The organism is Streptomyces tailanensis (assembly GCF_008386495.1).
In the GTDB taxonomy this organism is placed as follows: domain Bacteria; phylum Actinomycetota; class Actinomycetes; order Streptomycetales; family Streptomycetaceae; genus Streptomyces; species Streptomyces tailanensis.
The window spans coordinates 120,244-141,187 of sequence record NZ_VTHJ01000009.1; the positions used below are offsets into that span (position 1 = coordinate 120,244).

The window sequence follows — 20,944 nt, forward strand, 5'->3', positions numbered from 1 at the left end:
ACGGGCCGGACACGACCGACCCTGTGCGGCCGCCGTACCCCTTCCGGCGTCCACCGACCCCTTCCGGCCGTTTTCCGGAAGCTTCGACTCGCGCCCACCCGTGAACCATTGACTCACGCCACACCGCTCCCTACGGTCACCACGGCTCGCGCGCCACACCGCCGAGAGAGGGGCCCCCTTTGACGGCGAGGAACACGACCGCATGGCGACGACGGGCGGTGACGCTCCTCGTCGGGTTGTCCCTGCTGACCGCCGCACCCACGACACTCGCTCGATCGGACGCACCCCAGGCACCTGACACACCCCGGAGCACCTCCCGGACGTCGGACTGGGCCGGGACCTGGGCCACCACCGCCACCACCGTGCCCAGGACGGACACGACCACCTTCCAGGACCAGACGATCCGTCAGATCGTCCGCACGAGCATCGCGGGGGACAGCCCGCGCATCCGTCTGTCGAACGAGTTCGGCCGACAGGCGCTGAGAATCGGTGAAGCACGTGTCGCCCGCCGCGCCCAGGGGACGACGGGCGCGGCCATCGAGCCCGGCAGCGACCGTTCGCTGACCTTCGGCGGCCGTTCCTCGGTGACGATTCCCGCCGGCGAGCCCGCCCTGAGCGACGCCGTCACCCTGCGCGTACCCGCCCGTTCGGACCTCGTCATCAGCCTCTACCTCCCCGAACGGACACGGGATCGACCGTCAACGCCTTCGCGTTCCAGCGCAACTTCGTGGCGCGCGGCAATGTCACCGATGCCACGGACATCGAGCCGGAGTCGACCGTCGAGCGCTGGTACTTTTTGACCGGCGTGAGCGTGCGGGGACATGGCACGAACGCGCGCTCCTCGGCCGTCGTCGCGCTCGGGGACTCCAACACCGCCAACAGCACCGTAGACGCCAATGACCGCTGGACCGACGTCCTTGCCGAACGCCTCCAGCAGCGCGCCGGATCTCCCCGTCACGCGGCCGTCGGCGTACTCAACAAAGGAGTCCCCGGCAACCGCCTCCTCCACGACCCCAACCCGCCGCCGGGCCACGAGGCCGAGTCCTACGCGGCGTACTTCGGCGAGAGCGGACTGCGGCGCTTCGACCGAGACGTCGCCGCGCAGCGGGGAGCCCGGTACCTCATCGTGCTGCTCGGCGTGAACGACCTCGGGCATCCCGGAAACATCGCCCCACTCTCCGAGAAGGTGACCGCACAGGACCTCATCGACGGCCACCGGGGCCTCGTCGCCCGTGCTCACGCCCGCGGTCTGAAGATCTTCGGCGGCACGATCATGCCGTTCAAGAACGACACCTTCGGCTACCACAGCCCCGAGAACGAGGCCGCCCGTCAGATCTTCAACCACTGGGTCCGCACCAGCGGCGCGTTCGACGGCGTCGTCGACTTCGACGCGGCCGTACGCGACCCCACCCAGCCGGACCGGCTGCTCCCCGCATACGACAGCGGGGACCACCTGCACCTCAACACCCTGGGAAGGAAAGCGATGGCACGAGCGGTCCCGCTGCGCTACTTCAGGTGACACCTACGCTGTCCAGCAGCTGTTTCCGATTCCAGTCCTGAGCAGCGCCTCGCAGAGACGGGACTCGCCCAGACATCCGGTTTGTGTTCGTTTTCCTGGCCGCCGACGGTTTCCCGACTACTTTGTGAAACCGTTCTTGTTCACCCCGTTGACACCCCGCACACCCCCTCTTAGGGTCACGCCAGCATTCCGACCATGTGACGTCATTTCGAACGGTTGAAAGGCAAGTGCCCTGCGCATCACCGGAATCAGCACCCATGTGGCCGGAACGCCGTGGCACAGCCGGATGTATGTGCAGGTGAACACCTGCAAGGGGGATCACGCGGGCCGGCGAGTCCCGGATGCCGGACCGTACCGGCGACGCGCTGATCGGTGCCTGCGGGATGCGAGGCGCCTGAGCGCCGGCTTCCGCTTCGCTCTCGGCCCGCGCGGCGGCTGCCCGGCCCCCTCCATCGCCCCACCCGCCGGTCCGTCCGATGCGCCGTCCTCCTCAACGACCAGAAAAACAAGGAACGATCACCATGCGCAACCGAAGAGCCGTCCTCACCGCGATCGCCGGATCTGTCTGCCTCGCCCTGACCTCGTCCGCCTGCGGCGAGAGCAGCGGTGGCGCAGCTGAGGGCGATTCCGGGGGCGGCACGATCGGCATCGCCTTGCCGACCCAGGCTTCTGAGCGCTGGATCACCGACGGCAAGAGTGTCGTGGAGGACCTTCAGGCCAAGGGGTACAAGACCAAGCTGGTCTATGGCGAGGACGACCCGGAAAACCAGGTTGCACAGATCGAGAAACTGGTCAAGCAGGGCGTCGACGCTCTGATCATCGCGGCCATCGACAACAAGTCGCTGAACGGTGTGGTCCAGCAGGCAGCCGACGCGGACATCTCGGTGATCTCCTACGACCGGCTCATCCTCGGCACCGAGAACGTCGACTACTACGTCTCCTTCGACAACGAGCAGGTCGGCCGGCTCCAGGCCCGCTATATCATCGACGAGCTCGGCCTGGAGGACGGCAAGGGCCCGTTCAACATCGAGCTGTTCGCCGGTTCCGCCGACGACAACAACACCAAATATTTCTTCGACGGCGCGATGCGCCTGCTGCAGCCGTACCTGGACAGCAAGCAACTGGTCGTCCAGTCCGGCCAGACCGCGCTCGAGCAGGTCACCACCTTGCGCTGGGACGGTCCCACCGCGCGCAAGCGCATGAACGGCATCCTCGCACAGTCGTACGGGAGCGAGCGGGTCGACGCGGTCCTCTCCCCGTACGACGGTATCTCCATCGGCATCCTGTCCGCGCTGGAGTCGGACGGCTACGGCACCGGCGGCAAGCCGTTCCCGGTCATCACCGGTCAGGACGCCGAACTGGCCTCGGTGAAGTCGATCATCGCCGGTCAGCAGTCGCAGACCGTCTACAAAGACCTCCGCCAGCTTGCCGAGGTCGCCGCGGGCATGGTCGACGACATTCTCAACGGCGAGCCGCCGGAGGTGAACAACCGAAGGAGCTACAACAACGGCGCCAAGGCCGTGCCCGCCTACTTGCTGCAGCCGACGAGCGTCGACAAGACCAACTACAAGGATGTTCTGATCCAGGGCGGCTACTACACCGCCGCCGACCTCAAGTGAGGGCCGGAGCGTGAGGTGAACAGGCGGTGGCAGCCGCAGATCAGGGCCAGGGCTGAGCAGGCCGCGGCCACCACCGCAGGCACCGGCACCCGCGCCCGCTTCGGCTGCACCCCCCCGCCCCCGCATCCTTGTTTCAGCTGCACGGCGGATCTCGGCGCACTTGACCAGTTCGGGCAGTCGGAGTCGGCCGCTCCGCGGAGCACTCCGGCACAGGGCCCGCCAGACCGGGAATCCGTCGGCCGACGAGCAGATAGACGACCACACTGGCCAGGGCGAACGAGCCGACGCCGAGGAACATGGTCGTGCCACCATAGGCCGCGAGCAGCAGGCCACCGGTGTAGGGGCCGATGAAGACGCCGAGTTGGGCGAAGGTCTGCGCGCCGAAGTACGAGCCTCGGCGGTCCTCCGGCGCGATGCGGTCGATGATGGCGAACTCCGCCGGATAGATGAGGATCTCGCCGAGCGAGAACACCACCATCGCGGCGACGAAGTGCCAGATGTTCTCCGCGAACGCGAAGCCGACCATGCCGAGGACGGTCAGCAGACCGCCGACGACGATGGACGTCACGGGATTGCGCTTCTCCGCGAACCGGGAGACGGACAACTGCAGGACCACCACGGTCACCGCGTTGGTGGTGAGCACGTACCCCAGGATCGTGGTGCCGTCGGCGAAACCGTCGGAGAGATGCTGCGCGAGCAGCGAGGAGATCCGGCCGTGCACGGCCTCCAGCAGCAGTCCGGCGAGGATGAGGAACAGCAGCCGCGAGTCGGTCGCCACGACTCGTGCGCTCTGCGCGAGCCCCTTGAACACGCTGCCGAAGAGCTGCGCCCGCCGTACCTCACCGATGGCCGTCCCGTCGGCCGACGCCGACGGTGAGGTCAGCAGCAGGACCGCGGCCAGGCCGAGCAGGTAGACGCCGTAGCCGAGCGCGCCGACGAGGAACGCCGACCGGTCACCGGCCAGACCGACCGCCGCACCGATGACCGGCCCGACGGCGAACCCCATGTTGGTGGTGACGTACTGGTACGAGAACCACTTCACCCGTTGGCCCGGCGGGAGCAGGTCGCTCAGCAGCGCCTTGCCCACGGGCCCGAAGGAGCTGCTGCTCAGCGCCATCGCCGCGTTGAAGATGAATACAGCCAGGACGCCGTGGCTGAAGTAGAGGCCCACGAACGAGCCGATCACTCCCAGGAGGGAGATCAGCAGCAGCCGGGTCCGGCCGAGGAGGTCGGAGAGCGAACCTCCGACGAACCCGGCGAAGATCGAGAAGAACACCGATGAGCCGATGATGAAGCCGATCATGCCCGGCTGGAGCCCGAGTTCCCTGTGGAGGAACACGGCCAGGAAGGGCACGGTGACCGAGTTGGCGAGGCTCATGATGCCGGAGCCGACGATCAGCACCCGGGCGAGCACCGGTGGGGACGCGTTGGTGGTATCGGTCATCGCGCTGTCGCGCCCTTGCCCTCTTTCCCCCTCTCGCCTCAATGGCCGGACTCGGCGTGCGCGCCGTGGTCGCCGAGCTGAGCCTCGAACCAGTCGTGCAAGGCGTCGACCAGTACGGAACCCTCCGTGGTGTACGTCAGGGTGGCCCCGTCGGGCCGGTCCTCGTAGCGCACCTCGATACGGCCGTACCCGTCCCGTAGTTCGGCGAGGCCGGGCATGTCGGCGCCGTGGATCCGGGCGGGGTCGGCGAAGTCCCCTCGGCTGAACGCCTCGGCCTCCTTGCGCAGGTGAGCGCGTATCAGGTCGACCTGCTCGGTATCGCCGCGCCGGTCGGCCACGACATCCTGGGTCCCGCCCGTCGCCGTGGGGGTGAAGCGGTGGGTGGTCCGCTCAAGGTCGAAGGGCATCACGGCCTTGCCCCGCTCGGCCACCAACGCCTGCCGCTCGGTCCGGCCCTCGCCCGGGTCCTGCTGCGAGCCGCCGGCCGCCAGGGCGACGGCCGTCACCACGCCGGCGATCGCCACGCCCGCGCCCGCCACCAGAGCCCGGCGCTTACCGCTCTTCATCCAGTGCCTCCACCATCACATCGAGGGCGTGAAGTACGCCCGCTCTCTCGTGGGCCGGGATCGAATCGAGCAGCCGGGAGAACCGCTCCCGTCGAGCCTCAGCCAGGTTCCGCGCCGCCCGCCGCCCGGAAGCGGTGAGCCGCAGGACAACGCCGCGTCCGTCGTCGGGAGCCGGGGCGCGTTCCACCCAGCCACGGTGGGACAGCTGTCCCACGAGCCGGCTCACGGTGCTCTTCTGCAGCCGCAGCCGACGGGTGAGTTCGACCTGCCGCAGCTCACCTTCCTGCGCCAACTCACCCAGGGCATGCGCCTCGGACACCGAGATCGGCTGGCCACAGGGGGTTGTTTCCGGCTGATGCAGCCCGAAGGCGCGAACGAAACTCCCCAGCGCCTCCTGCAGAACGGCTGGGTCATCGGCCCTCTGATCCCTGGACATGGTTCGACCGTACAACCAGAAGGTTCGATAACACAACCAGTTTCCCCGTGTCCGGGCAGACGCCGGCGCGCCGGAAGCACGGTTCGAGGGCTGTCAGGGCACGGCGAACGGGATGACGGCGGGGGCGCAGCCGAAGAACGCGCAGCAGCCCTGCTCCGCAAAGGCCAGGGCGGCCACTTCCCCGGCCGGCTCGGCGCTCGCGGGGAACACCAGCCGGACGCCGTCGGGGATCTCTACGTGCCGCTCGGCCTTGTCGGCCGGCCCCCGCCATTGCCCGGTGCGCTCAGCGAGTTCTGCGCCGCCCAGCGTGCGGGCGACGGGTGCATCGCGCCACGTCTCGTCCCGGCTGGGGCGAGTGGGCGACAGCCCCACCATCACGGCACCGTCTGCTCGGCGCTGCTTGGCGCACGAGTTCGCTGCCCATCGCCTACCAGGTAACGGGCACTGCGTCCGGACCGCCGGTCAGGGTGTCGGTACGCAGGCGCAGTTCCTCAAGCGGCACGGCGAGGCGCATCCGGGGGAAGCGCGGTACGAGTTGAGAGAAGGCGACCTGGAGTTCCATGCGGGCCAGCGGTGCGCCGATGCAATAGCGCGCGCCGTGGCCGAAGGTCAGGTGCGGCGGCGTCGTGCGGGTGGCGTCGAAGCGGTCGGGGTCCGTGAAGGCGGTGCCGTCGTGGTTGGCGGCGCCGTTGTCCAGCATGACAAGGTCGCCGGCCCGGATCGTGACGCCCTGGATCTCGATGTCGGTATGGGCGTAGCGCGGTATGCCTCCGCTGCTCTTTCCCGGGATGCGGAGGATCTCCTCGACCACTCCGGGGATCAGGGCGGGGTCCTTCAGCAGGGCCTGCCACTGCTCGCGGTGGGTGAGCAGGAGCAGTGTCCCCAGGCCGAGTTGGACGACGGTGGTTTCGTGGCCCGCGAAGAGCAGCGCCATGGACAGCATGGCGATCTCGTCGTCCGGTACTCCTTCGGTGGTGCACAGGGCGGAGATGATGTCGTCACCGGGGTCGCGACGCTTTCGGGCCACCATTTCCTGGCCGTAGGCGAACATTTCGCCCAGCCCCTGCTCAGAGCGGCCGCGGTCGAGTACATCGGCGGCGGCCTGTGTCCACTCGCGGAAGCGGGTGCGCTCGGCGTAGGGCACGCCGAGCAGTTCGCAGATGACGAGGATCGGCAGCGGGAGCGCGAGGGCGGTGTTGAGGTCGGCCGGCGGGTCGTGCTCTTCCAACTCGTCCAGGAGACCGGCGGTCAGAGCCTCCACACGTCCGCGCAAGGCCCTCATACGGCCGGGAGCGAAGTACGGCTGGAGCAGCGATCGCATGCGCCGGTGATCGGCCTTTTCGGTCTCGTGATTCCCGAGCGGGCCGCCGAACAGGGCTGACTCTCCGGAGCGGGCGGCGCGGGCGGGCTCAGGGTGCGACCGGCCGAGCCGACTGTCGTCGAGGAGCGCGCGCACCTGCGCGTAGCCGGTGACGAGCCAGGCGTCGTCGCCCACGCGGGTGCGGATGCGATGGATGGCGCCCTGCCTCTGCAGCTCCCGCAGGAGCGGCGGCACTTCCAGGAGGGCGGGCTGTTCGAAGGGAAGCTGAACCGTCACGGCCACTCCTGAGTTGACTTCCACTTGTATACCTGAACGTAAACAAGAGTATTTGTATACTCCGAAGACAACAAGAGGAGGTCGTCGGCTGATGGCTGCGCAGTCCCGGAAAGCCGCAACGGCACGTACGGCGCCGGTGAAGCGCATGCGCCGGGCCGAGCGGCGGGAGCAGATCCTGGACGCGGCGACCCGCGCGTTCGCCCGGGCCGGATTCGCGGCTACGAGCCTTGACGACATCGCCGACGAGGCCGGCCTCACGCGTGTGATGCTCTACCGGCACTTCGAGTCCAAGGCCGACCTGTACCGTGCGGTCCTCGACCGCGCGTGTACCCGCCTCGCCGATGCCGTCGGCGGCGACACCTTCGACGACGACTCGATCCCCGCCCTGCTCCGGGCGGCCTCGGCCGACCCCGAAGGCTTCCGCCTGCTGTTCCGCCACGCGGCGCGAGAACCGGACTTCCGTGACCTCGTCGATTCCCTCACCGCCGCGTCACGGGAGATCACCGCGCAGAACCTCACCCAGCGCATCCCCGCTGGGCCCTGGCTGGACTGGGCGGCACGCGTGATTCCCGCCTTCACGCTCGAAGCGGTGATCGGCTGGCTCGACGCTGGACAACCCGACCCCGAGCACGCGGCCGGCCGGATCAGCCAAGCCGTCCACGGCATCATCCAGGCCGCCCAGACTTCGATTGTCACCAGTCCCTGAGATCAGCCGGAGTGCGGTTCGGGCAGGTGGGGCTGGAGCCGGGCGCCGAAGTAGCCGGGCTCATCACTGCCAGGACGGCGTACACGGCCGCCCCGGCGACGGTGGTGGTGAATCGCGGCGAGTGTGGCCGGCGGGAGGAGAGTCAGGGGCAGGGCATTGGCGGCGAGGATCGGCCGGAGCAGGGAACCGTCGCCGATCCCGTAGATCCCGCCTGCCGCCCCGACGGCCAGAGCAAGAGCGGCGAGAGTGCCCGGAGACGGTTCGGCCGCCTTCGGCCGCGGTCGGTCTCGGTCCGGCCGTCGGGTGCGGACGCACAGCCATATTCCGAGCGGCAGCGGCAGCGGCAGTGCCGCGTTCAGCGCACGGAAGACGTCCGGGCCGCGAAGCGCGAAGACGCGCACGGCGGCGCCGACGACGACTCCGGGCGGCATCCAGAGGGCCGGGCGCCGGGCCAAGCCGCCGTGCAGAGCGCCGTCGCGGTGGTCATGCCATGGCGCTGGCCCCGCCATCACCCCGCCCCGGACACGCCGACCGGCACGGTCACGGTCGAGATCAGCAGACCGGCAGCGAGCCCTGCCCGGATCGCCCAGTCCACCGCTGTCCCCGCCCCTTGATCGCCCGTCGGTATCTACGCGTTGGACGCCGGGGGCGAGGGACAGGTCGGCAACGAGATGTTCACGAACAGCAGGAGCAGACCGGGCTGCAACCGCAGGCATCCGCAGGCGTAGTCGGTTCGTCCGCACGGGTCTCGGCGGCCGGGTGGGCGGTGGGTGCGCAGCAGCCCTTGCCCTGCCACGCGTCGCGGCCCTCCTTGACCGCGACGGCGGCGATGGCGAGCGCGGCGATCGGGTCGGCCCAGGACCAGCCGAGGGCGGCGTTGGCGACCAGGCCGACCAGGAGGACGGCCGAGAGGTAGGTGCACAGCAGAGTTTGCTTGGAGTCGGCGACTGCGCTGGCGGATCCGAGTTCCCGACCGGCCTTGCGCTGGGCAGCGGACAGGAACGGCATGATCGCCAGGGAAAGGGCGGCCAGAGCGATCCCCGGGATCGAGCGGTCGGCCTCGGAGGCCCCGGCCAGTGCGCGCACGGCGTCGACACCGACGTAGGCGGCGAGGGCGAAGAAGGAGACGGCGATGATCCGCAGCGCGGTCTTCTCCCGCGTCTGGCGCACGTGAGGGTCGCGGGCGGAGAACTGCCAGGCGACCGCCGCGGCGGAGCACACCTCGATGACCGAGTCCAGGCCGAAGCCGACCAAGGCGGTGGAGGAGGCCACGGCGCCGGCGGTGATCGCGACGATTGCCTCAAGGACGTTGTAGGTGATGGTCGCGGCGACCAGTAGCCGTATCCGACGGGTGAGCGCGTCGCGGCGGGCCGGGGACGGGCCGAGCGATAGCGGGGTCATCAGCAGCAGCCTTCTGTGGCAGCGGCCGGGCACGTCTTGTCCGATTCGACCGCGACCACGACGGCCAGCAGATGGTCCAGTGCGTGGCCCAGGCGGGAGTCGGCGAGTTCGTAGCGGGTGCGGCGTCCGTCCGGCACGGTCACGACCAGGCCACAGTCGCGTAGGCAGGCCAGGTGGTTCGACAGCCGGGTGCGGGAGATGCCGAGCGCGTCGGCGATGTCGGCCGGGTAGGCCGCGTCCTGGCGCAGGGCGAGCAGGATGCGGCAGCGGATCGGGTCGGCGAGCGCGCGGCCGAAGCGGGCCAGCGTGTCGATGTCGGAGGCGGCGGTCAGCACGGGGAAAACAGTACATGGTTTCCTGAATTCAGGAAACCATGAACTAATTGGGCGGTCTGGTCTCAGGGGCGTCGGGGGTGCTCGGTGATCCAGCGGGCGGCAAGGAGTCCGGAGCGGCGGTGAGACGGCGGTGTTCAGGCTGAGGGTGTCGGAGAGGATCCCCGAGGGGGCGGCCGGTCGAGCAGCGCGAGGGCGAAGGCGAGACCGGCGGCCTGGACGAGCATGCCTTGGGCGACGAGGGGGAGGGCGAGTCCGGCGGCGACGAAGACGACGCCGATCAACTCGGGGGTGGGGCGCAGACCGTATGCGGTGCGAGGTAGCCGGTGAGGAGGGTGATGTCGCCGACGGCTTCGTTGAGGCCGGTGGCCAGACCCCCGGCCGTGCTCATGGATGTCAAGCAGCAGTCCTTGGGTGGGTCGTCAGTCGGGCTGCATGATCCAGTCGCCGGGAAACGCCGCTCTGAAGGTGTCGAGTTGTGCGGTGGTGCGGCCACGTACCCACAGCCACTGCCGGGCATCGTCGCGCAGGATCAGATCGGCCCCGGCGAACCAGCGGACGGGCGGACCATCGGGGTCTGCCCACAAGGGGTAGTCGGGAAAGGGCAGGCGCTCGAAGTGCTCCTCGACGCCTTGGAGGGCCCTCTCGTCCAGTTCGCGGTTGTCGGAGACGTCGTCGGCAGGCTCTGCGGACAGCAGGGCCTCGGAGAGGATCATTTCCACCGCCGCCAGCGACAGACGCTCCAGAAACGGCCTCCACGGCGTGCGGCAGTCGCGGGTGAGCTCGCGGAAAACCACTGGAGGATCGGGCTGCGCCAGCTGCGAGACCCGAACACCCCAGACCGCGCAGTGCTGATTCTCGACACGAAAGACCAGCACGTTCTTGTCGAGCCGCAGCTGATCGGGACGCAACAGACGGTCCTGGCGGCTGGTGAGGTCGCCGCGCCGTCCCGGGAGGCGATAGCAAGACGTCAGCGTGGCCGGAAGCCGCAGACCGAGCCGGTGTTCGGCCGCGGTGATTTCTTCGGCTGTGCGCCCGTCTTCGTCCTCCAGCGGGCTGAGCCAGTACTCCGCGAACCACTCGACGAACCGGAAGGCACTCTCGGCGTCGTCGATCGGGGCCATGGCCTCGGAGATCGCATGCTTCGCTGACACGGGACGACCTTACCCAGCACCGCTGACAGCGTGGCGCGTCAGGCGTCTTGGATGAGCACAGGGTTCCATGGGTTTGCATCCAGGGCACTCAGGCGCGGTCGCCCTCTGCGGCGGCCGAGGTCGTAACAACCGCGCGGGTGAACCAACGGTCGGACGGCCGGGCTCAGTCACCCCGCCGTTGCCAGGCATCGTGCACATGGCGGCCCAGGAGCGGCCCGCCGAAGACCACGAACCCGACGCCGATGAGCCAGGACTGCACAACGAGCATGGTGCCGACGGCCCCGTAGGTGACCGCGTTGGTCGCGATCAGGGGTGAGAACACTTGGTCGGAGAACCAGCGCAACCCGCCGAGGCCCGCCATCGTGGCGATCGAACCTGGCAGCAGCGCACCCCAGCGCACCCGCTCGCCGAGCAGGAAGTGCTGTCCCCACCAGAAGAACAACACCCCCAACAGCGAGGTGAGGACGATGCGCAGGACCGACTGCGCCGTTACGCCCCGCAACGCCGCACCGCTCTGCGTCTCGGCGTACAGATAGCCCGTCAGCGCGGCGAGCCACACCACGCGGCGCCACACGTGGTGCCACGGTCCCGAGGGCACCTCCCAGATCCTCTCGTAGCCGTTCTGCACACTCGCCGCGAAGGTGACGCCGAACAGTACGACGAGCAGCACGCTGAGGGCGCTGGTCGCGCTCAGCACCTTGCGCGGCGCGGCGAACAGCTCGCGCACCGCCTCGGCCGGGCGCCCCGAGAGGCTCATCCCATCGATGACCCACAGGGCGAAGCCCCGCTCCTGGAAGGGGAGCGCCGCGGCGACGACGATCAGCAGCGGGACCAGTGTGACCAGCCCCAGCGCCGAGAAGCCCATGGCGCGGTGGAGCAGTTCCAGGTCGATCCCGTGCCGCCACAGCCGTCCGGCGATGGAGTCGTGCCAGCGGGCGTGCAGGCCGCGGTGGCGTGGTGCCGGCCCCGGGGAAGCGCCGGAGGCGTCCTTCACGCGTCCCTCGCTTCCCGGCGCGCCCGAGCGCGCGCCTGCCACTTGCCCGCCGGAGGCACTGGCCATCCGGCGCTCCTTGACCGGGACGACGTTCAGCGATTCCCGAGCTGGTCGGCGGCGAAACCTCTGCGGAGGCAGGTCACCCTTGATCCCCCGCATAAAACGTACGCATATGACTACAGTGAGTAGCGACCGGTGAGGGGTAAATCGAGATCCAGCTCCAGTGACCCGAGCGACTCCGAGCGAGCCACCGCTTGCTTCATCTCAGGGAGAGGCGTCGGCGGATCTCTGTCGCGGTTCCTGTCACAAGGGCGAGCACGAACAGCGTGAGCCCCGTGAAGATCACAGGGTTTACCCAGGTTGGCACCAGTTCGCTTCCCACGCCGTCCGACGTCATGCACTGCGCACTGACCGGCAGCGACTCCCGCGTCACGATGTGATCGCCTTGTAGGCCACGTGCCGCACACAATTGGTCCGGGTCCAGGATGTAGAACCCCGACATCACACCCCACGCGTACGCGCCGAACGCCGCCGCGCCGGCCATGACTGAGACCAGTGCGCACGTTGTGACGCTCGGCATGTGCCACCCACTGCCCGGCAACCGCTTGTAGGCCCGCAGGGCGAGCGCCGCGGCAGCAACGACGAACACGCAGGGCGCAAGGAGCGGTGCAAGGGTCAGGGCCACGAACAGAACGCTTGCCATGCCTGCCCAGACACCGCAGCGGGTAGATCGGTTCCTCCGCCTGTGCGCGCCTGTGCTTCGTTCACATTCCGAGGCCTGGGTTGCCCGCCGGGGACACGATGAGCTGGGCGACTTCGTAGGTGTGGACTTCTTCAGGGCCGGCCTGGCTCTGACGTTGGTTCAGCGGCCCCGACATGTCGGCTTCCAGCGGCCCCAGTTGGACGGTCGCTCGGACGCATTGGGGGGTGGTGACGGGGCGAAGTGGGATCTGTCAGCGATCACGGGGAACCGTCACGGTCGGTCACTGAAGCAGGATCATCTTCCTGAGCAGGTCGAACTCGGCACACCCGAATAACTGCCTTTGATCTTCTTAATGCGGTTGACGGCACCCTCGGTGCCGCCAGAGCTCCAGCGAAGGGTGAGCCCGGCGGTGACGGCATCGAGGGCGCCGGTGAGGCCGGTCAGTCCGGGCAGGTCCGCGGCGAGGGCCTCGTCGATCCAGGCGGGCAGGAGGACGCGCCGAAGGCTCCGCGAGCTGCAGTACCGCTCCGAGGCCCTCGACGGCTGCCTCGCCGCCACCGGCCTCACCCTGACGACATCACTCCGACAACCTCAGTAACTGTGGCCCTGACACGGAGGCACCTCGCGGTAGAGGTATGGATCGGACGGGTGGTCTTCGGGGCGGTCAGCCCTCGCCAGCCGCGGCTGACTCGTAGCCTGTGATGTCGTCGGGCTTCACCAAGCCGTCCTCGATCGCCCGGGCCAGCATGTCCGCCTTGGTCGGTGCGTTTCTGCCGACCTGCGCGTACTTGACTCTCGCTCGGCGGATGTACACGTCCACGGTGTGAACCGATACACCCATGCGCCGGGCGACCGAGGCCTTCGACATGGACTGGAACCACCACAGCAGCGCGGTACGTTCCTGCGAGGACAACTTGGGCCTGTTCGCGCCGCGATCACCTACCAGGACCCCCGCGGCCGTCGGTGTGACGTACGGCCTGTCGCCCGCCGCCGCCAGCACCGTGTTCACCAGGTGCGCCCGTCCCTCGTTCTTCGCGACGAACTCGCACGCTCCGGCCTCCAGCACTTCGAGCACCACCCGCTGCTCGGTGAACTGCGAGAAGGCGATGACCCGCTGACCCGCCGCAGCCAGCGTGGCGACAGCGTCGATGACGAGTCTGCCGTGCAGATTCAGATCGAGAATGAGGACATCCGCGACGCCGGGCGGCACCTCGAGGGTTTCGCCTGTGTACACCACCGAGATTCGCGGCTCCTCGGACAGCCAAGTCTGAATGCCTTCGATGACGACCGGGTGATCGTCGGTGATGGCAACGGTCAGCGAGCCGGTCGCATCGGATATCGGGTCTCCCACCACAACTGGTCCCCCTCCTGGTCGCACAGGAAGGACACGGCAAGCGGGCCCGGCGGTTCCACGACCGTCTCCGGCGGTGCGTCGGCCACCACACTCACCGCAACCTCCTCCGGCGTCGCCAGCAGGGTAACCCGCGCCTCGGTGGCTGCGGCGGCTAGGACCAGCAGGGCCCCTTCCGCCAGTTCTCGGCGGACGGATGTCGGCAGCTCGGGCAGGTCTCCGTAGCTCAACAGGGTGACGCGCACGCCGCGCCGCTCGGCGATATCGGCACAGGAACGAAGTTCGTGCAGAAGCGGGTGCGGGATGTCGTCCGTCTCCGCGAACAGCCTCCGCAGGCGTGCCGCCTCCACGGCGGCGCGCCGGCGTACGACGGCGTCCCCCGGGTCCAGCTGACGATCCGCCAGACCACGCAGCAGCGGTTCCACTCTGCCGCGCAAGTACTCGTAACGGCGCTGGCGCTCGGCGTGCACGGTCTCGTCGGCGGTGGCACGGGCGAGGTATTCCGCCTGCCCCGCAGCGATCTCGGTGGCTTCCCTGGCACCGTCGTTGAGCTGCCGGGCCAGGTACGCGAAGGTGAACTGGATACCCGCGGTGGTGTAAATCCCGGCCAGCAGACGGGAGACGGTGACATGGTCGAGCGCGCCGTCGGCGGCCAGGAAGCCCACCGTGACAGCCGTGTTGGCGCCGAGCAGGACGATCAGCTCCCACAGCGGACGCTGTATCAGAAGTAGCACGCCGAACCAGCCCACGGTGTTCCACGCCCAGCTCACGTCGCCGATCGCCCCGCCCGGCGGGTACGCGGCGGTCGCGACAACGCCGGTGACCAGCGCCGCCCCCGCAAGCATCCGCGCGCTGTGCGCGCTGAGCGCGGAACGCAGCAGCAGGACGGAACCGGTCGCCTGAATGACCGCGAGGGCCAGCCAGGCGCCCGCGGCGGCGGCCTGCGGCTCGTACACCGGCCAGCCCCTGAGTACCAGCAGGGTGTCCAGACCCAGGTGCCAGACACCGACGATCGTCACCACCCCGATATTGACGGCCCTGGCAAAACGGGTGGCGACCATACCCCTGACGACGCCGACGGTCATGGTTCCCACCTCAGTACGACCCGGGTGCCGGCGCCGGGGGACGAGTCCGCCCGGGCGCTGCCGCCCACGGCACGCATCCGTCCATAGACCGATTCCCGCAGACCGCGCCGGTGGGAGGGAACAGCCGCAGGGTCGAACCCGTCTCCGCTGTCGCAGACTTCGACGGTGACGCCCTGCCTGACGCGTCGGGCCGTGACCCGGGCAGCGCGGGTGTTCGCGTGCCGGGCCACGTTGGTCAGGGCTTCGGCGACCCCTTGCGAGAGGGCTACGACGACCTCGTGGGGCAGGTCCAGCGGCGACACGTCGAACTCGATGTCCAGTGGCGGGAGGCCGACGCGGCGCGTCAGTACGACGGTGCGCAGCGCGACATCCAGCGGTGCTGGAACCTGCGCCGCATCGCGTGCCACGCGGGGGTGTGCCCGCAGGTCTTCGATGACGGCCAGGTCGGCCGCGGCCCGTTCCGGCAGTGCGGCGGAGTCACGGGTGATGCTGCCGGTGCCCACCATGGTGAGCGTGGCGAGCACGGTGTCGTGCAGCAGCCGCTGCTGGTCCAGTTCATCGCTGCGGGCGGCAGACCGGGCCCGCGCCGACGCGCGCGCCGACGCCTGTTCGGACAGCGCGAGATCCGCCCTGCGCGCTCCATGCCGCAGCAGGACCATGACAGCGGCGGCGAGCAACCCCTGGAGGACCAGGAGTACGGAGGCCTCTCTTACGCCGGCGCCCACCGCGTGGGCCGCCGCGATGGCGAGCGCCGCGGCCATCGCCACGGGCTGCCGCAGCATGAACTGTGCGATGAAGACACCGGTTCCGGCGACCATGTCGATCCATCCGGAGCCCGCTGACGCTTCCAGGACCTCGGCCGGGACGAGCCTGCCGTGCGCCAGACAGAGCACCACAACGACGGCGGTGTCACCGACGGAGAGCCAGGGATGCGGTCCCGGCCTGAACATCACAACGGTGAACAGGCCGCTCCACACCAGCAGTCCGACGACAGCGACGGCCACCCAGACGGATCGTGCGGGCGGTGCGAAGCCGACCACAGCGACCAGGGCCGCTCCGACAGCACTGGTCGCCCTCAGGACCGCGGACAGGCGTGCGGACTTGCGCTGAAGCTGGTGTTGGGCGGGCCTCTGCGTCGACCCGCCGCCTCCATCGGGCGAATTCCCGCCTCCGCCTGGCAAAGTGAGGGCTCTGGCCGTATTCCCCATGGTGTCTCCCCCCCCGTTACCCCCGGGTGCCGATGGAACCCGCCGCGCCACCTAAGTTACCGAGCGCGGGCGACGGGAGGTGTGCGCGGCATCTCGCCGCGTTGTCACGCGTTCGCGTGACATGCCCATCGCGAGTCCCGCCTCTAGTCTTCAGAACCGGGACGCCCGGGAGGGATCCGGGGTGTCATTCGAGGTTCGGCGGCCCTGCCCGTACGGGCGGCCAGTGATCCAGCACGCTCACTCTGATCGGACACCCGATCTCTACGAGTTCAACCCGATTACCTGAAGGGGTAGGGCCATGCGAAGAGCCCGAAGTTCAACCACGCTGTTCCTCAGCGCACTTCTCGCCATGGCGATCGCATTCGTGGCGGCTGCACCGGCGAACGCCGCGCCGAGCCGGTCGAACGGTCGCAGCACGGTGATCTTTGTGCACGGATACGATCCCACCTTCGCGGCAGCGACCAACTGCCAGGAATACTGGGCGAGCGCGATCAACCACTTCAAGTCGAATGGGTATACGGACGCCCAACTGAAAACGTACAGCTACTACAAGAACAAGTCGGGGTCAAATGGCTGCACTTGGAGGTACAAGGACGCGGACGGTAAATACGGTACACGTAACACGTCCCTCACAGAGATAGCCAGGAGTTTCGCCAACCGCGTCTACAATTCCTACTCCAGCGGCCCGTACGGCGGCCAGAAGGTCGACGTGGTCGCCCATTCCATGGGCGGCCTCGTGGTCCGCGCCGCGCTGCACCACGTCAAGAAGGGCACCCGGGGCTTTCCGTCGTACCTCTATATCGAGGACGTTGTCACACTCGGTACTCCGCACTATGGGGCGGACATTGGTCAGCTCAACGCGTGTGCGCATGTGCGGCAGTGTAGGCAAATGCGGGGTGGCAGCGATTTCCTCGATGGCCTTCCCCAAACTCCCAGCAAGTCGGCCATGGGAACGGACTGGACGGTGGTCTCGTCTTACGATGACGACACGGTCGCTGCGGGTTCCGGAGCTTGGATCCACGCGCAGCACAAGCTCCAGTACAACGACAGCGGAGACAAGGCGATCAGTCACACCGCCCTGAAGAGCCACAAGCGCGGCTCGTATCGCGGCCGAGTTAAGCACAGTGGCATGTGGTCGGCCTACACCAACTACCGGCCAGCGCCGGTTGAATTGGCACGTCGGGCCGTGTACCAGGAATCCTCGCAGTAATCTTCTCGCCGCCGCTACCTCGGTGACGGAATCCCCCCTCGCACCGCCCGGACGCCACCCTGTGGAGTCCGGGCGGTGCGGGCGGAGCCCCCGCCTGGGCTGCGATCTCCTTGCGGCGGGCCGCGACGAAGTCCCGGACCGTCGGATACGGGATCGCCTCGCCGAACTCCTCCTCGATCCGCGCCACGATCCGCCGTACGGTGTGGCGCTGCTTGCGCGGCGCCTCCAGATCAGCCCGCAGCCAGGCATCGACCGTCTTCTTGTACGGCTCCATCCGAGGTGACGTCCGCACCGGTCGGCGGCGCGGGGTGGGCACCGGCGAGGACAACGCCTCGCGGACCAGCCGGCGGTGAACGCCGTACTTCCGCGACAGAGCCCGGACCGACAGCTGCCGCTGCCAGCTGTCCCGCCGGATCCGGTCGAACAGCTCTTGCTTGGACAAAGACATCCACAGCACCGCCCCTGCCGGAGACCACGGGAACCGTCTCACCGCAAGAGCCGAGGTGGGGCCACCTGAACTGACCCCACGAGTGACGAGCAGGAAGGGCCAAGTGCAGCCATTCCAGGCCGCCTTCACCGGAGACGACCTTCACAGATCGGGGCCGCTCTTCGAGGCTCTGGTAGCGATCACGGGGAGCCGTCACGGTCGGTGAGGGGCGTGTTCGATTCCTTGATGAGCGTCGGGATGCCCTGTGCGATCGTGGGCGGTGGATGGGCTTTCCGGCCGTGCCTCGTCTATCTGGTGTCGTCGGGACTGCTCGCGAGGGATCCGCCTATCCAGAAGGGCAGTGTCTTTTGGTCTTTGCTCAGTGACCGTCGTATGGCGTTGACCAACTGCACCTGCGCTTGGGCGGGTGCTCTACTGGCCTGGGCGAACTCCTCCACGCTCAACGGATTATGCAAGGGGTCGCGTGCCGGGTCACGCGCCACCTGGTTCAGGAACGCGTTGATGGCCTTGCCGAAGTTGTCGATCTCCTCCGCGACGTCTGCGGGGGCGACCAGGCTGGCACGGGTCAGGGTTGCGCTCCACTCGCTCCAGTCGTAGTCCCAGCCTTGTCGGTCGGCATGGGCGCGGCTGATGGTCATCGTGAACTTGGCGTAGTGGCTGATCAGTTCCTCGTAGGCGATCAGCTGCTTGTCCCGCAGCCACTGACGGTCCTGGGCGCGGTGTGTGACGATGCCCCCGACCAGGACCCCGATTGTGGCGGACAGCGCCCCGGTGGCCGTTGTCACCAGTGTGTCCAGCAGTGCCACCCGAGGCCCCGCATCCCCTGTCGTTCGAACGTCAGCGGCTCGAACCTACTGGTGACCAACCTCCGGTGACAATGCTCAACCTGCGCCGGCGCAGGCAGCCATCGCGGCGGGTCACGCGAGCAGGATCATCTTCCGTAAGAGTTCGAATTCGGCGCGCCCATACAGCTGCCTCTTGATCTTTTTGATGCGGTTCACGGCGCCCTCGGTGCCGCCCGAGCTCCAGCGGAGCGTGAGCCCGGCGGTGACGGCGTCGAGATCATTGGTGAGCCCGCGGGCGAAGCCGGTCAGACCGGGCAGGTCCGCTGCGAGGGTCTTGTCGATCCAGGAGGGCAGGAGGACGCCGGTCTGCTGGGTGAGCATGTCACCGAAGTCACGGACGAGTTGGTGCGCGATGGCCAGCTCGGGGCAGGTGTCCAGAACCGTTTTGAGCTGCCGGTGTTCGTCCTCGGAGAGCGAGCTCGGCCGGCGGGTGAGCCAGCCGGTGACCTGCCGCGCGGTCGGCGGTGCCGGGGGCGGCTGTGGGGTCCGGCGGGGCTGGTGCAGGCGGTGCCGCGCCCAGTCGCGCAGCGTGGAGTAGCTGCCCTGCCAGCCGCGTTCGGCGAGTTCGCGGTGCAGGGCGGTGAGCGAGACGCGGCCGCGTGTCTCGGCGATGCGTCGGGAGAGGTAGGTGTGGTGGACGTCGAGGCTGCTGCCGCGCCGGTGACGTCCCGGGGAGACCTGGTGCCAGTGCTCGGCGCGGGCGTACCGCTGCACGGTGTGACGGCCCCAGCCCAGGTGGCGGGCGATGGCCCGGATCCCCAAGCCCTGCTCCAACAGACCGTGGACCAGGGCGTGATGGGCTTGCAGCCGCGCGGCGAGGCGGCCGTTGCCGTGCGCCGTTGCGGGACGGGGCGGTGGCTGTGCGGACGGTGGCGGGGCCGCCGACGGCGGCGGGCTGAGGCAGGAGCGGTGCGCGGCGACGCACTTCTCGACGGCCTGGCCCAGGTTCATCCATAAATGGAAGCGATCTGCCACCTGGATCGCCTCCGGTGCGCCGACGGCGGCGCCCTCGGCGTAGGCACCGGCCCGGTCGCGGCACACGACCTCCACGCCGGGATGCGCGAGCAGCCACGTGGTCAGCGGTCCGGCGTCCCGGGTGGGCAGCACGTCGACGACCCGGTGCGTCTCCCCGTCGGTCAGCACGGTCGCATAGGTGTGGCCGCGCTTGATCGCGAAGTCGTCTACGCCGAGCACGCGCGGGATGTCGTACAACGGGTCGGGCATTGCCCGCACCCGGCTCAGCAACCCCATCCGCCCCGCCGTGATGCCCAGCGCGGCGGCCATGCGCGCTCCGGCGCGTCCGGCCAGGGCCAGCCCGATCACGTTCAGCAGCGCCCCCAGCCGGTTGGTGCAGCGGGCGTACGCGCTGGTGAAGCCCGGTATCTGCTCGGCGAACGTCCTCTGCGGGCACTGCGCGTTCGCGCAGACGAACCGACGGACCTCCAACGTGATCTCCACCTGCCGCGAGGCCAGCGGCACATCCTGCAACCGCCGCTGGTATCGGTCGTGCACCCGAGACGACGGAGTACCACACTTCGGGCACCGCCCGTCACGGCTCCGACCGCGGGCCCGCATGACCGTCGTCGTCGCGCCGCGCACTGCGGACTCGACGACCACCGCCACACCCGCGAACAGCACGTCCTGCCAGGAGAGTTCGCATCCATCCATGCCCAAGACATCGACCGCGGCATGAGTGTCCAGCCCGCTTCACCAAGAGCTGAGGGAGCGTCATGTATGGGCGGATACAGCCCAGCGCACCCCGGCTCGGACACGGGAATCGAACACGCCCTTCACCGACCGTGACAGCTCCCGTGATCGCTGCCAGAGCCGCGAAGTGGCCCCACCTCGGCTCTTGCGGTGAAACGGTTCCTGTGGTCTCCGGCAGGCAGTCGGGCTGACGAGGCTCACTTCGGCAGCGGCCGCAGCCGCAACCCCCGAGCGTCGGCCAGTTCGAGGACCTCGGCGACCGCCCTGCCGGGTACTTCACAACGAGGGAGTCAATCACCCGCAGAAAGGGACGTGGGCCTGCGCAGCAGCCACTGTCCGAACGTCCGACGCGCGGGCCGCACCACCACGCGGCCGTGGGCCTTCTGACCGATCAGCTCAACGCGCAGAGTGACCGGCGTATCAGGATTCGCCGGAGTCTGACGGTACTTGACCCTGCTGTGTACCAGCTGCAGACCATCAGTATCGACCACGATGCCCGGCCTGGTGACCAGCGTCAGGGTCTTCCCCGTCATGAGATGACGGAGGGGGCGGTCGAGGGAGATCGCCCGCGCTGCCGACCCGGAGGGCGGCGCGGGCCACGCACGCGGCAACCTGGAGT

General features: G+C 68.8%; 25 protein-coding genes and 2 pseudogenes. 6 read left to right on the forward strand and 21 right to left on the reverse strand.

Going from position 1 to position 20,944, the window contains the following annotated elements; all coding sequences use genetic code 11:
• Positions 1 to 136: 136 nt before the first annotated feature.
• Both F3T56_RS10000 and F3T56_RS10005 read right to left on the reverse strand, forming a co-directional pair.
• Positions 137 to 379: a hypothetical protein gene (locus F3T56_RS10000; protein ID WP_149824483.1), complete on the reverse strand. Its 243-nt coding sequence runs from the start codon at positions 377 to 379 to the stop codon at positions 137 to 139.
• A gap of 27 nt (positions 380 to 406) precedes the next feature.
• A complete protein-coding gene (locus tag F3T56_RS10005; RefSeq protein WP_149824485.1) occupies positions 407 to 661 on the reverse strand; it encodes a hypothetical protein in 255 nt (84 codons plus the stop codon).
• 66 nt (positions 662 to 727) lie between these two features.
• Here F3T56_RS10005 and F3T56_RS10010 point away from each other — a divergent pair, with 66 nt between their 5' ends.
• The 4 genes and pseudogenes from F3T56_RS10010 to F3T56_RS50025 form a co-directional block, all read left to right on the forward strand.
• Entirely contained in the window at positions 728 to 1,519 is a 792-nt protein-coding gene (locus F3T56_RS10010; protein ID WP_149824487.1) for an SGNH/GDSL hydrolase family protein, read from the forward strand.
• Positions 1,520 to 1,751: 232 nt separating this feature from the next.
• Positions 1,752 to 1,893 (forward strand): annotated as a pseudogene (locus F3T56_RS47600) (mandelate racemase/muconate lactonizing enzyme family protein); the annotation flags it as partial.
• 147 nt (positions 1,894 to 2,040) lie between these two features.
• Positions 2,041 to 3,138, forward strand: coding sequence for a multiple monosaccharide ABC transporter substrate-binding protein (gene chvE / locus F3T56_RS10015; RefSeq protein ID WP_149824489.1), 1,098 nt, complete (start codon positions 2,041 to 2,043; stop codon positions 3,136 to 3,138).
• Positions 3,139 to 3,144: 6 nt separating this feature from the next.
• A pseudogene (locus tag F3T56_RS50025) lies at positions 3,145 to 3,255 on the forward strand (telomere-protecting terminal protein Tpg); the annotation flags it as partial.
• Positions 3,256 to 3,271: 16 nt separating this feature from the next.
• On the opposite strand, the gene F3T56_RS10020 reads toward F3T56_RS50025, so the two are convergent.
• From F3T56_RS10020 to F3T56_RS10040, 5 genes are all read right to left on the reverse strand, one after another.
• Entirely contained in the window at positions 3,272 to 4,582 is a 1,311-nt protein-coding gene (locus tag F3T56_RS10020) for an MDR family MFS transporter (RefSeq protein ID WP_246203526.1), read from the reverse strand.
• 38 nt (positions 4,583 to 4,620) lie between these two features.
• Positions 4,621 to 5,148: an aspartate carbamoyltransferase gene (locus tag F3T56_RS10025; RefSeq protein WP_246203527.1), complete on the reverse strand. Its 528-nt coding sequence runs from the start codon at positions 5,146 to 5,148 to the stop codon at positions 4,621 to 4,623.
• The gene (locus F3T56_RS10030) at positions 5,135 to 5,584 is read right to left on the reverse strand and encodes a MarR family winged helix-turn-helix transcriptional regulator (RefSeq protein ID WP_149824491.1); all 450 of its coding nucleotides are present in this window, start codon (positions 5,582 to 5,584) and stop codon (positions 5,135 to 5,137) included. The genes F3T56_RS10025 and F3T56_RS10030 overlap by 14 nt, the downstream gene beginning before the upstream one ends.
• Before the next feature lie 93 nt (positions 5,585 to 5,677).
• A complete protein-coding gene (locus tag F3T56_RS10035; protein ID WP_216372943.1) occupies positions 5,678 to 5,959 on the reverse strand; it encodes a hypothetical protein in 282 nt (93 codons plus the stop codon).
• A gap of 52 nt (positions 5,960 to 6,011) precedes the next feature.
• Positions 6,012 to 7,181, reverse strand: coding sequence for a cytochrome P450 (locus F3T56_RS10040; RefSeq protein WP_281291822.1), 1,170 nt, complete (start codon positions 7,179 to 7,181; stop codon positions 6,012 to 6,014).
• A 91-nt stretch (positions 7,182 to 7,272) separates the two neighbouring features.
• Here F3T56_RS10040 and F3T56_RS10045 point away from each other — a divergent pair, with 91 nt between their 5' ends.
• A complete protein-coding gene (locus F3T56_RS10045) occupies positions 7,273 to 7,887 on the forward strand; it encodes a TetR/AcrR family transcriptional regulator (RefSeq protein WP_149824495.1) in 615 nt (204 codons plus the stop codon).
• Positions 7,888 to 7,889: 2 nt separating this feature from the next.
• On the opposite strand, the gene F3T56_RS10050 is transcribed toward F3T56_RS10045, so the two are convergent.
• From F3T56_RS10050 to F3T56_RS10100, 11 genes are all read right to left on the reverse strand, one after another.
• Positions 7,890 to 8,396: a hypothetical protein gene (locus F3T56_RS10050; protein ID WP_216372945.1), complete on the reverse strand. Its 507-nt coding sequence runs from the start codon at positions 8,394 to 8,396 to the stop codon at positions 7,890 to 7,892.
• Positions 8,397 to 8,562: 166 nt separating this feature from the next.
• On the reverse strand, positions 8,563 to 9,288 hold the full coding sequence (locus F3T56_RS10055) for a cation efflux transmembrane domain-containing protein (protein WP_149824497.1): 726 nt from the start codon (positions 9,286 to 9,288) through the stop codon (positions 8,563 to 8,565).
• On the reverse strand, positions 9,288 to 9,623 hold the full coding sequence (locus F3T56_RS10060; RefSeq protein WP_149824499.1) for an ArsR/SmtB family transcription factor: 336 nt from the start codon (positions 9,621 to 9,623) through the stop codon (positions 9,288 to 9,290). Before F3T56_RS10060 ends, F3T56_RS10055 begins: the two co-directional genes overlap by 1 nt.
• A 134-nt stretch (positions 9,624 to 9,757) precedes the next feature.
• Entirely contained in the window at positions 9,758 to 9,904 is a 147-nt protein-coding gene (locus tag F3T56_RS46930; RefSeq protein ID WP_216372946.1) for a hypothetical protein, read from the reverse strand.
• 138 nt (positions 9,905 to 10,042) lie between these two features.
• Entirely contained in the window at positions 10,043 to 10,744 is a 702-nt protein-coding gene (locus F3T56_RS10070; protein ID WP_149824501.1) for a hypothetical protein, read from the reverse strand.
• 193 nt (positions 10,745 to 10,937) lie between these two features.
• Complete coding sequence (locus F3T56_RS10075) at positions 10,938 to 11,768, reverse strand: ribonuclease BN (protein ID WP_425473555.1); 831 nt, start codon at positions 11,766 to 11,768, stop codon at positions 10,938 to 10,940.
• Positions 11,769 to 12,027: 259 nt separating this feature from the next.
• Complete coding sequence (locus F3T56_RS10080) at positions 12,028 to 12,471, reverse strand: hypothetical protein (RefSeq protein WP_149824505.1); 444 nt, start codon at positions 12,469 to 12,471, stop codon at positions 12,028 to 12,030.
• A 294-nt stretch (positions 12,472 to 12,765) separates the two neighbouring features.
• Positions 12,766 to 13,029, reverse strand: coding sequence for a hypothetical protein (locus F3T56_RS10085; RefSeq protein ID WP_216372947.1), 264 nt, complete (start codon positions 13,027 to 13,029; stop codon positions 12,766 to 12,768).
• Between the two features lie 106 nt (positions 13,030 to 13,135).
• Entirely contained in the window at positions 13,136 to 13,825 is a 690-nt protein-coding gene (locus tag F3T56_RS10090) for a response regulator (protein ID WP_149824512.1), read from the reverse strand.
• Entirely contained in the window at positions 13,786 to 14,907 is a 1,122-nt protein-coding gene (locus F3T56_RS10095) for a hypothetical protein (protein ID WP_149824514.1), read from the reverse strand. The genes F3T56_RS10090 and F3T56_RS10095 overlap by 40 nt, the downstream gene beginning before the upstream one ends.
• On the reverse strand, positions 14,904 to 15,911 hold the full coding sequence (locus F3T56_RS10100) for a sensor histidine kinase (protein ID WP_172638873.1): 1,008 nt from the start codon (positions 15,909 to 15,911) through the stop codon (positions 14,904 to 14,906). Before F3T56_RS10100 ends, F3T56_RS10095 begins: the two co-directional genes overlap by 4 nt.
• 553 nt (positions 15,912 to 16,464) lie before the next feature.
• On the opposite strand from F3T56_RS10100, the gene F3T56_RS10105 reads away from it, so the two are divergent.
• Positions 16,465 to 17,325, forward strand: coding sequence for an esterase/lipase family protein (locus tag F3T56_RS10105; RefSeq protein ID WP_172638874.1), 861 nt, complete (start codon positions 16,465 to 16,467; stop codon positions 17,323 to 17,325).
• A gap of 735 nt (positions 17,326 to 18,060) precedes the next feature.
• Here F3T56_RS10105 and F3T56_RS10115 read toward each other — a convergent pair.
• From F3T56_RS10115 to F3T56_RS10125, 3 genes are all read right to left on the reverse strand, one after another.
• The gene (locus F3T56_RS10115; protein ID WP_149824522.1) at positions 18,061 to 18,579 is read right to left on the reverse strand and encodes a hypothetical protein; all 519 of its coding nucleotides are present in this window, start codon (positions 18,577 to 18,579) and stop codon (positions 18,061 to 18,063) included.
• A gap of 111 nt (positions 18,580 to 18,690) precedes the next feature.
• Entirely contained in the window at positions 18,691 to 20,286 is a 1,596-nt protein-coding gene (locus F3T56_RS10120; RefSeq protein ID WP_172638875.1) for an ISL3 family transposase, read from the reverse strand.
• Between the two features lie 329 nt (positions 20,287 to 20,615).
• Positions 20,616 to 20,858 carry a hypothetical protein gene (locus tag F3T56_RS10125; protein WP_149824526.1) on the reverse strand — a complete coding sequence of 81 codons (243 nt, stop codon included), beginning with the start codon at positions 20,856 to 20,858 and terminating at the stop codon, positions 20,616 to 20,618.
• Between the last annotated feature and the right edge of the window lie 86 nt (positions 20,859 to 20,944).

Coding starts and splice junctions, on each gene's coding strand:
- F3T56_RS10005 (WP_149824485.1), bottom strand. CDS start 661: ATGACGAGGTCCGAACGGGCGGGTACGCGCAGGGTGACGGCGTCGCTC.
- chvE (WP_149824489.1), top strand. CDS start 2,041: ATGCGCAACCGAAGAGCCGTCCTCACCGCGATCGCCGGATCTGTCTGC.
- F3T56_RS10020 (WP_246203526.1), bottom strand. CDS start 4,582: ATGACCGATACCACCAACGCGTCCCCACCGGTGCTCGCCCGGGTGCTG.
- F3T56_RS10025 (WP_246203527.1), bottom strand. CDS start 5,148: ATGAAGAGCGGTAAGCGCCGGGCTCTGGTGGCGGGCGCGGGCGTGGCG.
- F3T56_RS10030 (WP_149824491.1), bottom strand. CDS start 5,584: ATGTCCAGGGATCAGAGGGCCGATGACCCAGCCGTTCTGCAGGAGGCG.
- F3T56_RS10035 (WP_216372943.1), bottom strand. CDS start 5,959: ATGGTGGGGCTGTCGCCCACTCGCCCCAGCCGGGACGAGACGTGGCGC.
- F3T56_RS10045 (WP_149824495.1), top strand. CDS start 7,273: ATGGCTGCGCAGTCCCGGAAAGCCGCAACGGCACGTACGGCGCCGGTG.
- F3T56_RS10050 (WP_216372945.1), bottom strand. CDS start 8,396: ATGGCGGGGCCAGCGCCATGGCATGACCACCGCGACGGCGCTCTGCAC.
- F3T56_RS10055 (WP_149824497.1), bottom strand. CDS start 9,288: ATGACCCCGCTATCGCTCGGCCCGTCCCCGGCCCGCCGCGACGCGCTC.
- F3T56_RS10070 (WP_149824501.1), bottom strand. CDS start 10,744: ATGGCCCCGATCGACGACGCCGAGAGTGCCTTCCGGTTCGTCGAGTGG.
- F3T56_RS10080 (WP_149824505.1), bottom strand. CDS start 12,471: ATGGCAAGCGTTCTGTTCGTGGCCCTGACCCTTGCACCGCTCCTTGCG.
- F3T56_RS10095 (WP_149824514.1), bottom strand. CDS start 14,907: ATGACCGTCGGCGTCGTCAGGGGTATGGTCGCCACCCGTTTTGCCAGG.
- F3T56_RS10105 (WP_172638874.1), top strand. CDS start 16,465: ATGGCGATCGCATTCGTGGCGGCTGCACCGGCGAACGCCGCGCCGAGC.
- F3T56_RS10120 (WP_172638875.1), bottom strand. CDS start 20,286: ATGGATGGATGCGAACTCTCCTGGCAGGACGTGCTGTTCGCGGGTGTG.
- F3T56_RS10125 (WP_149824526.1), bottom strand. CDS start 20,858: ATGACGGGGAAGACCCTGACGCTGGTCACCAGGCCGGGCATCGTGGTC.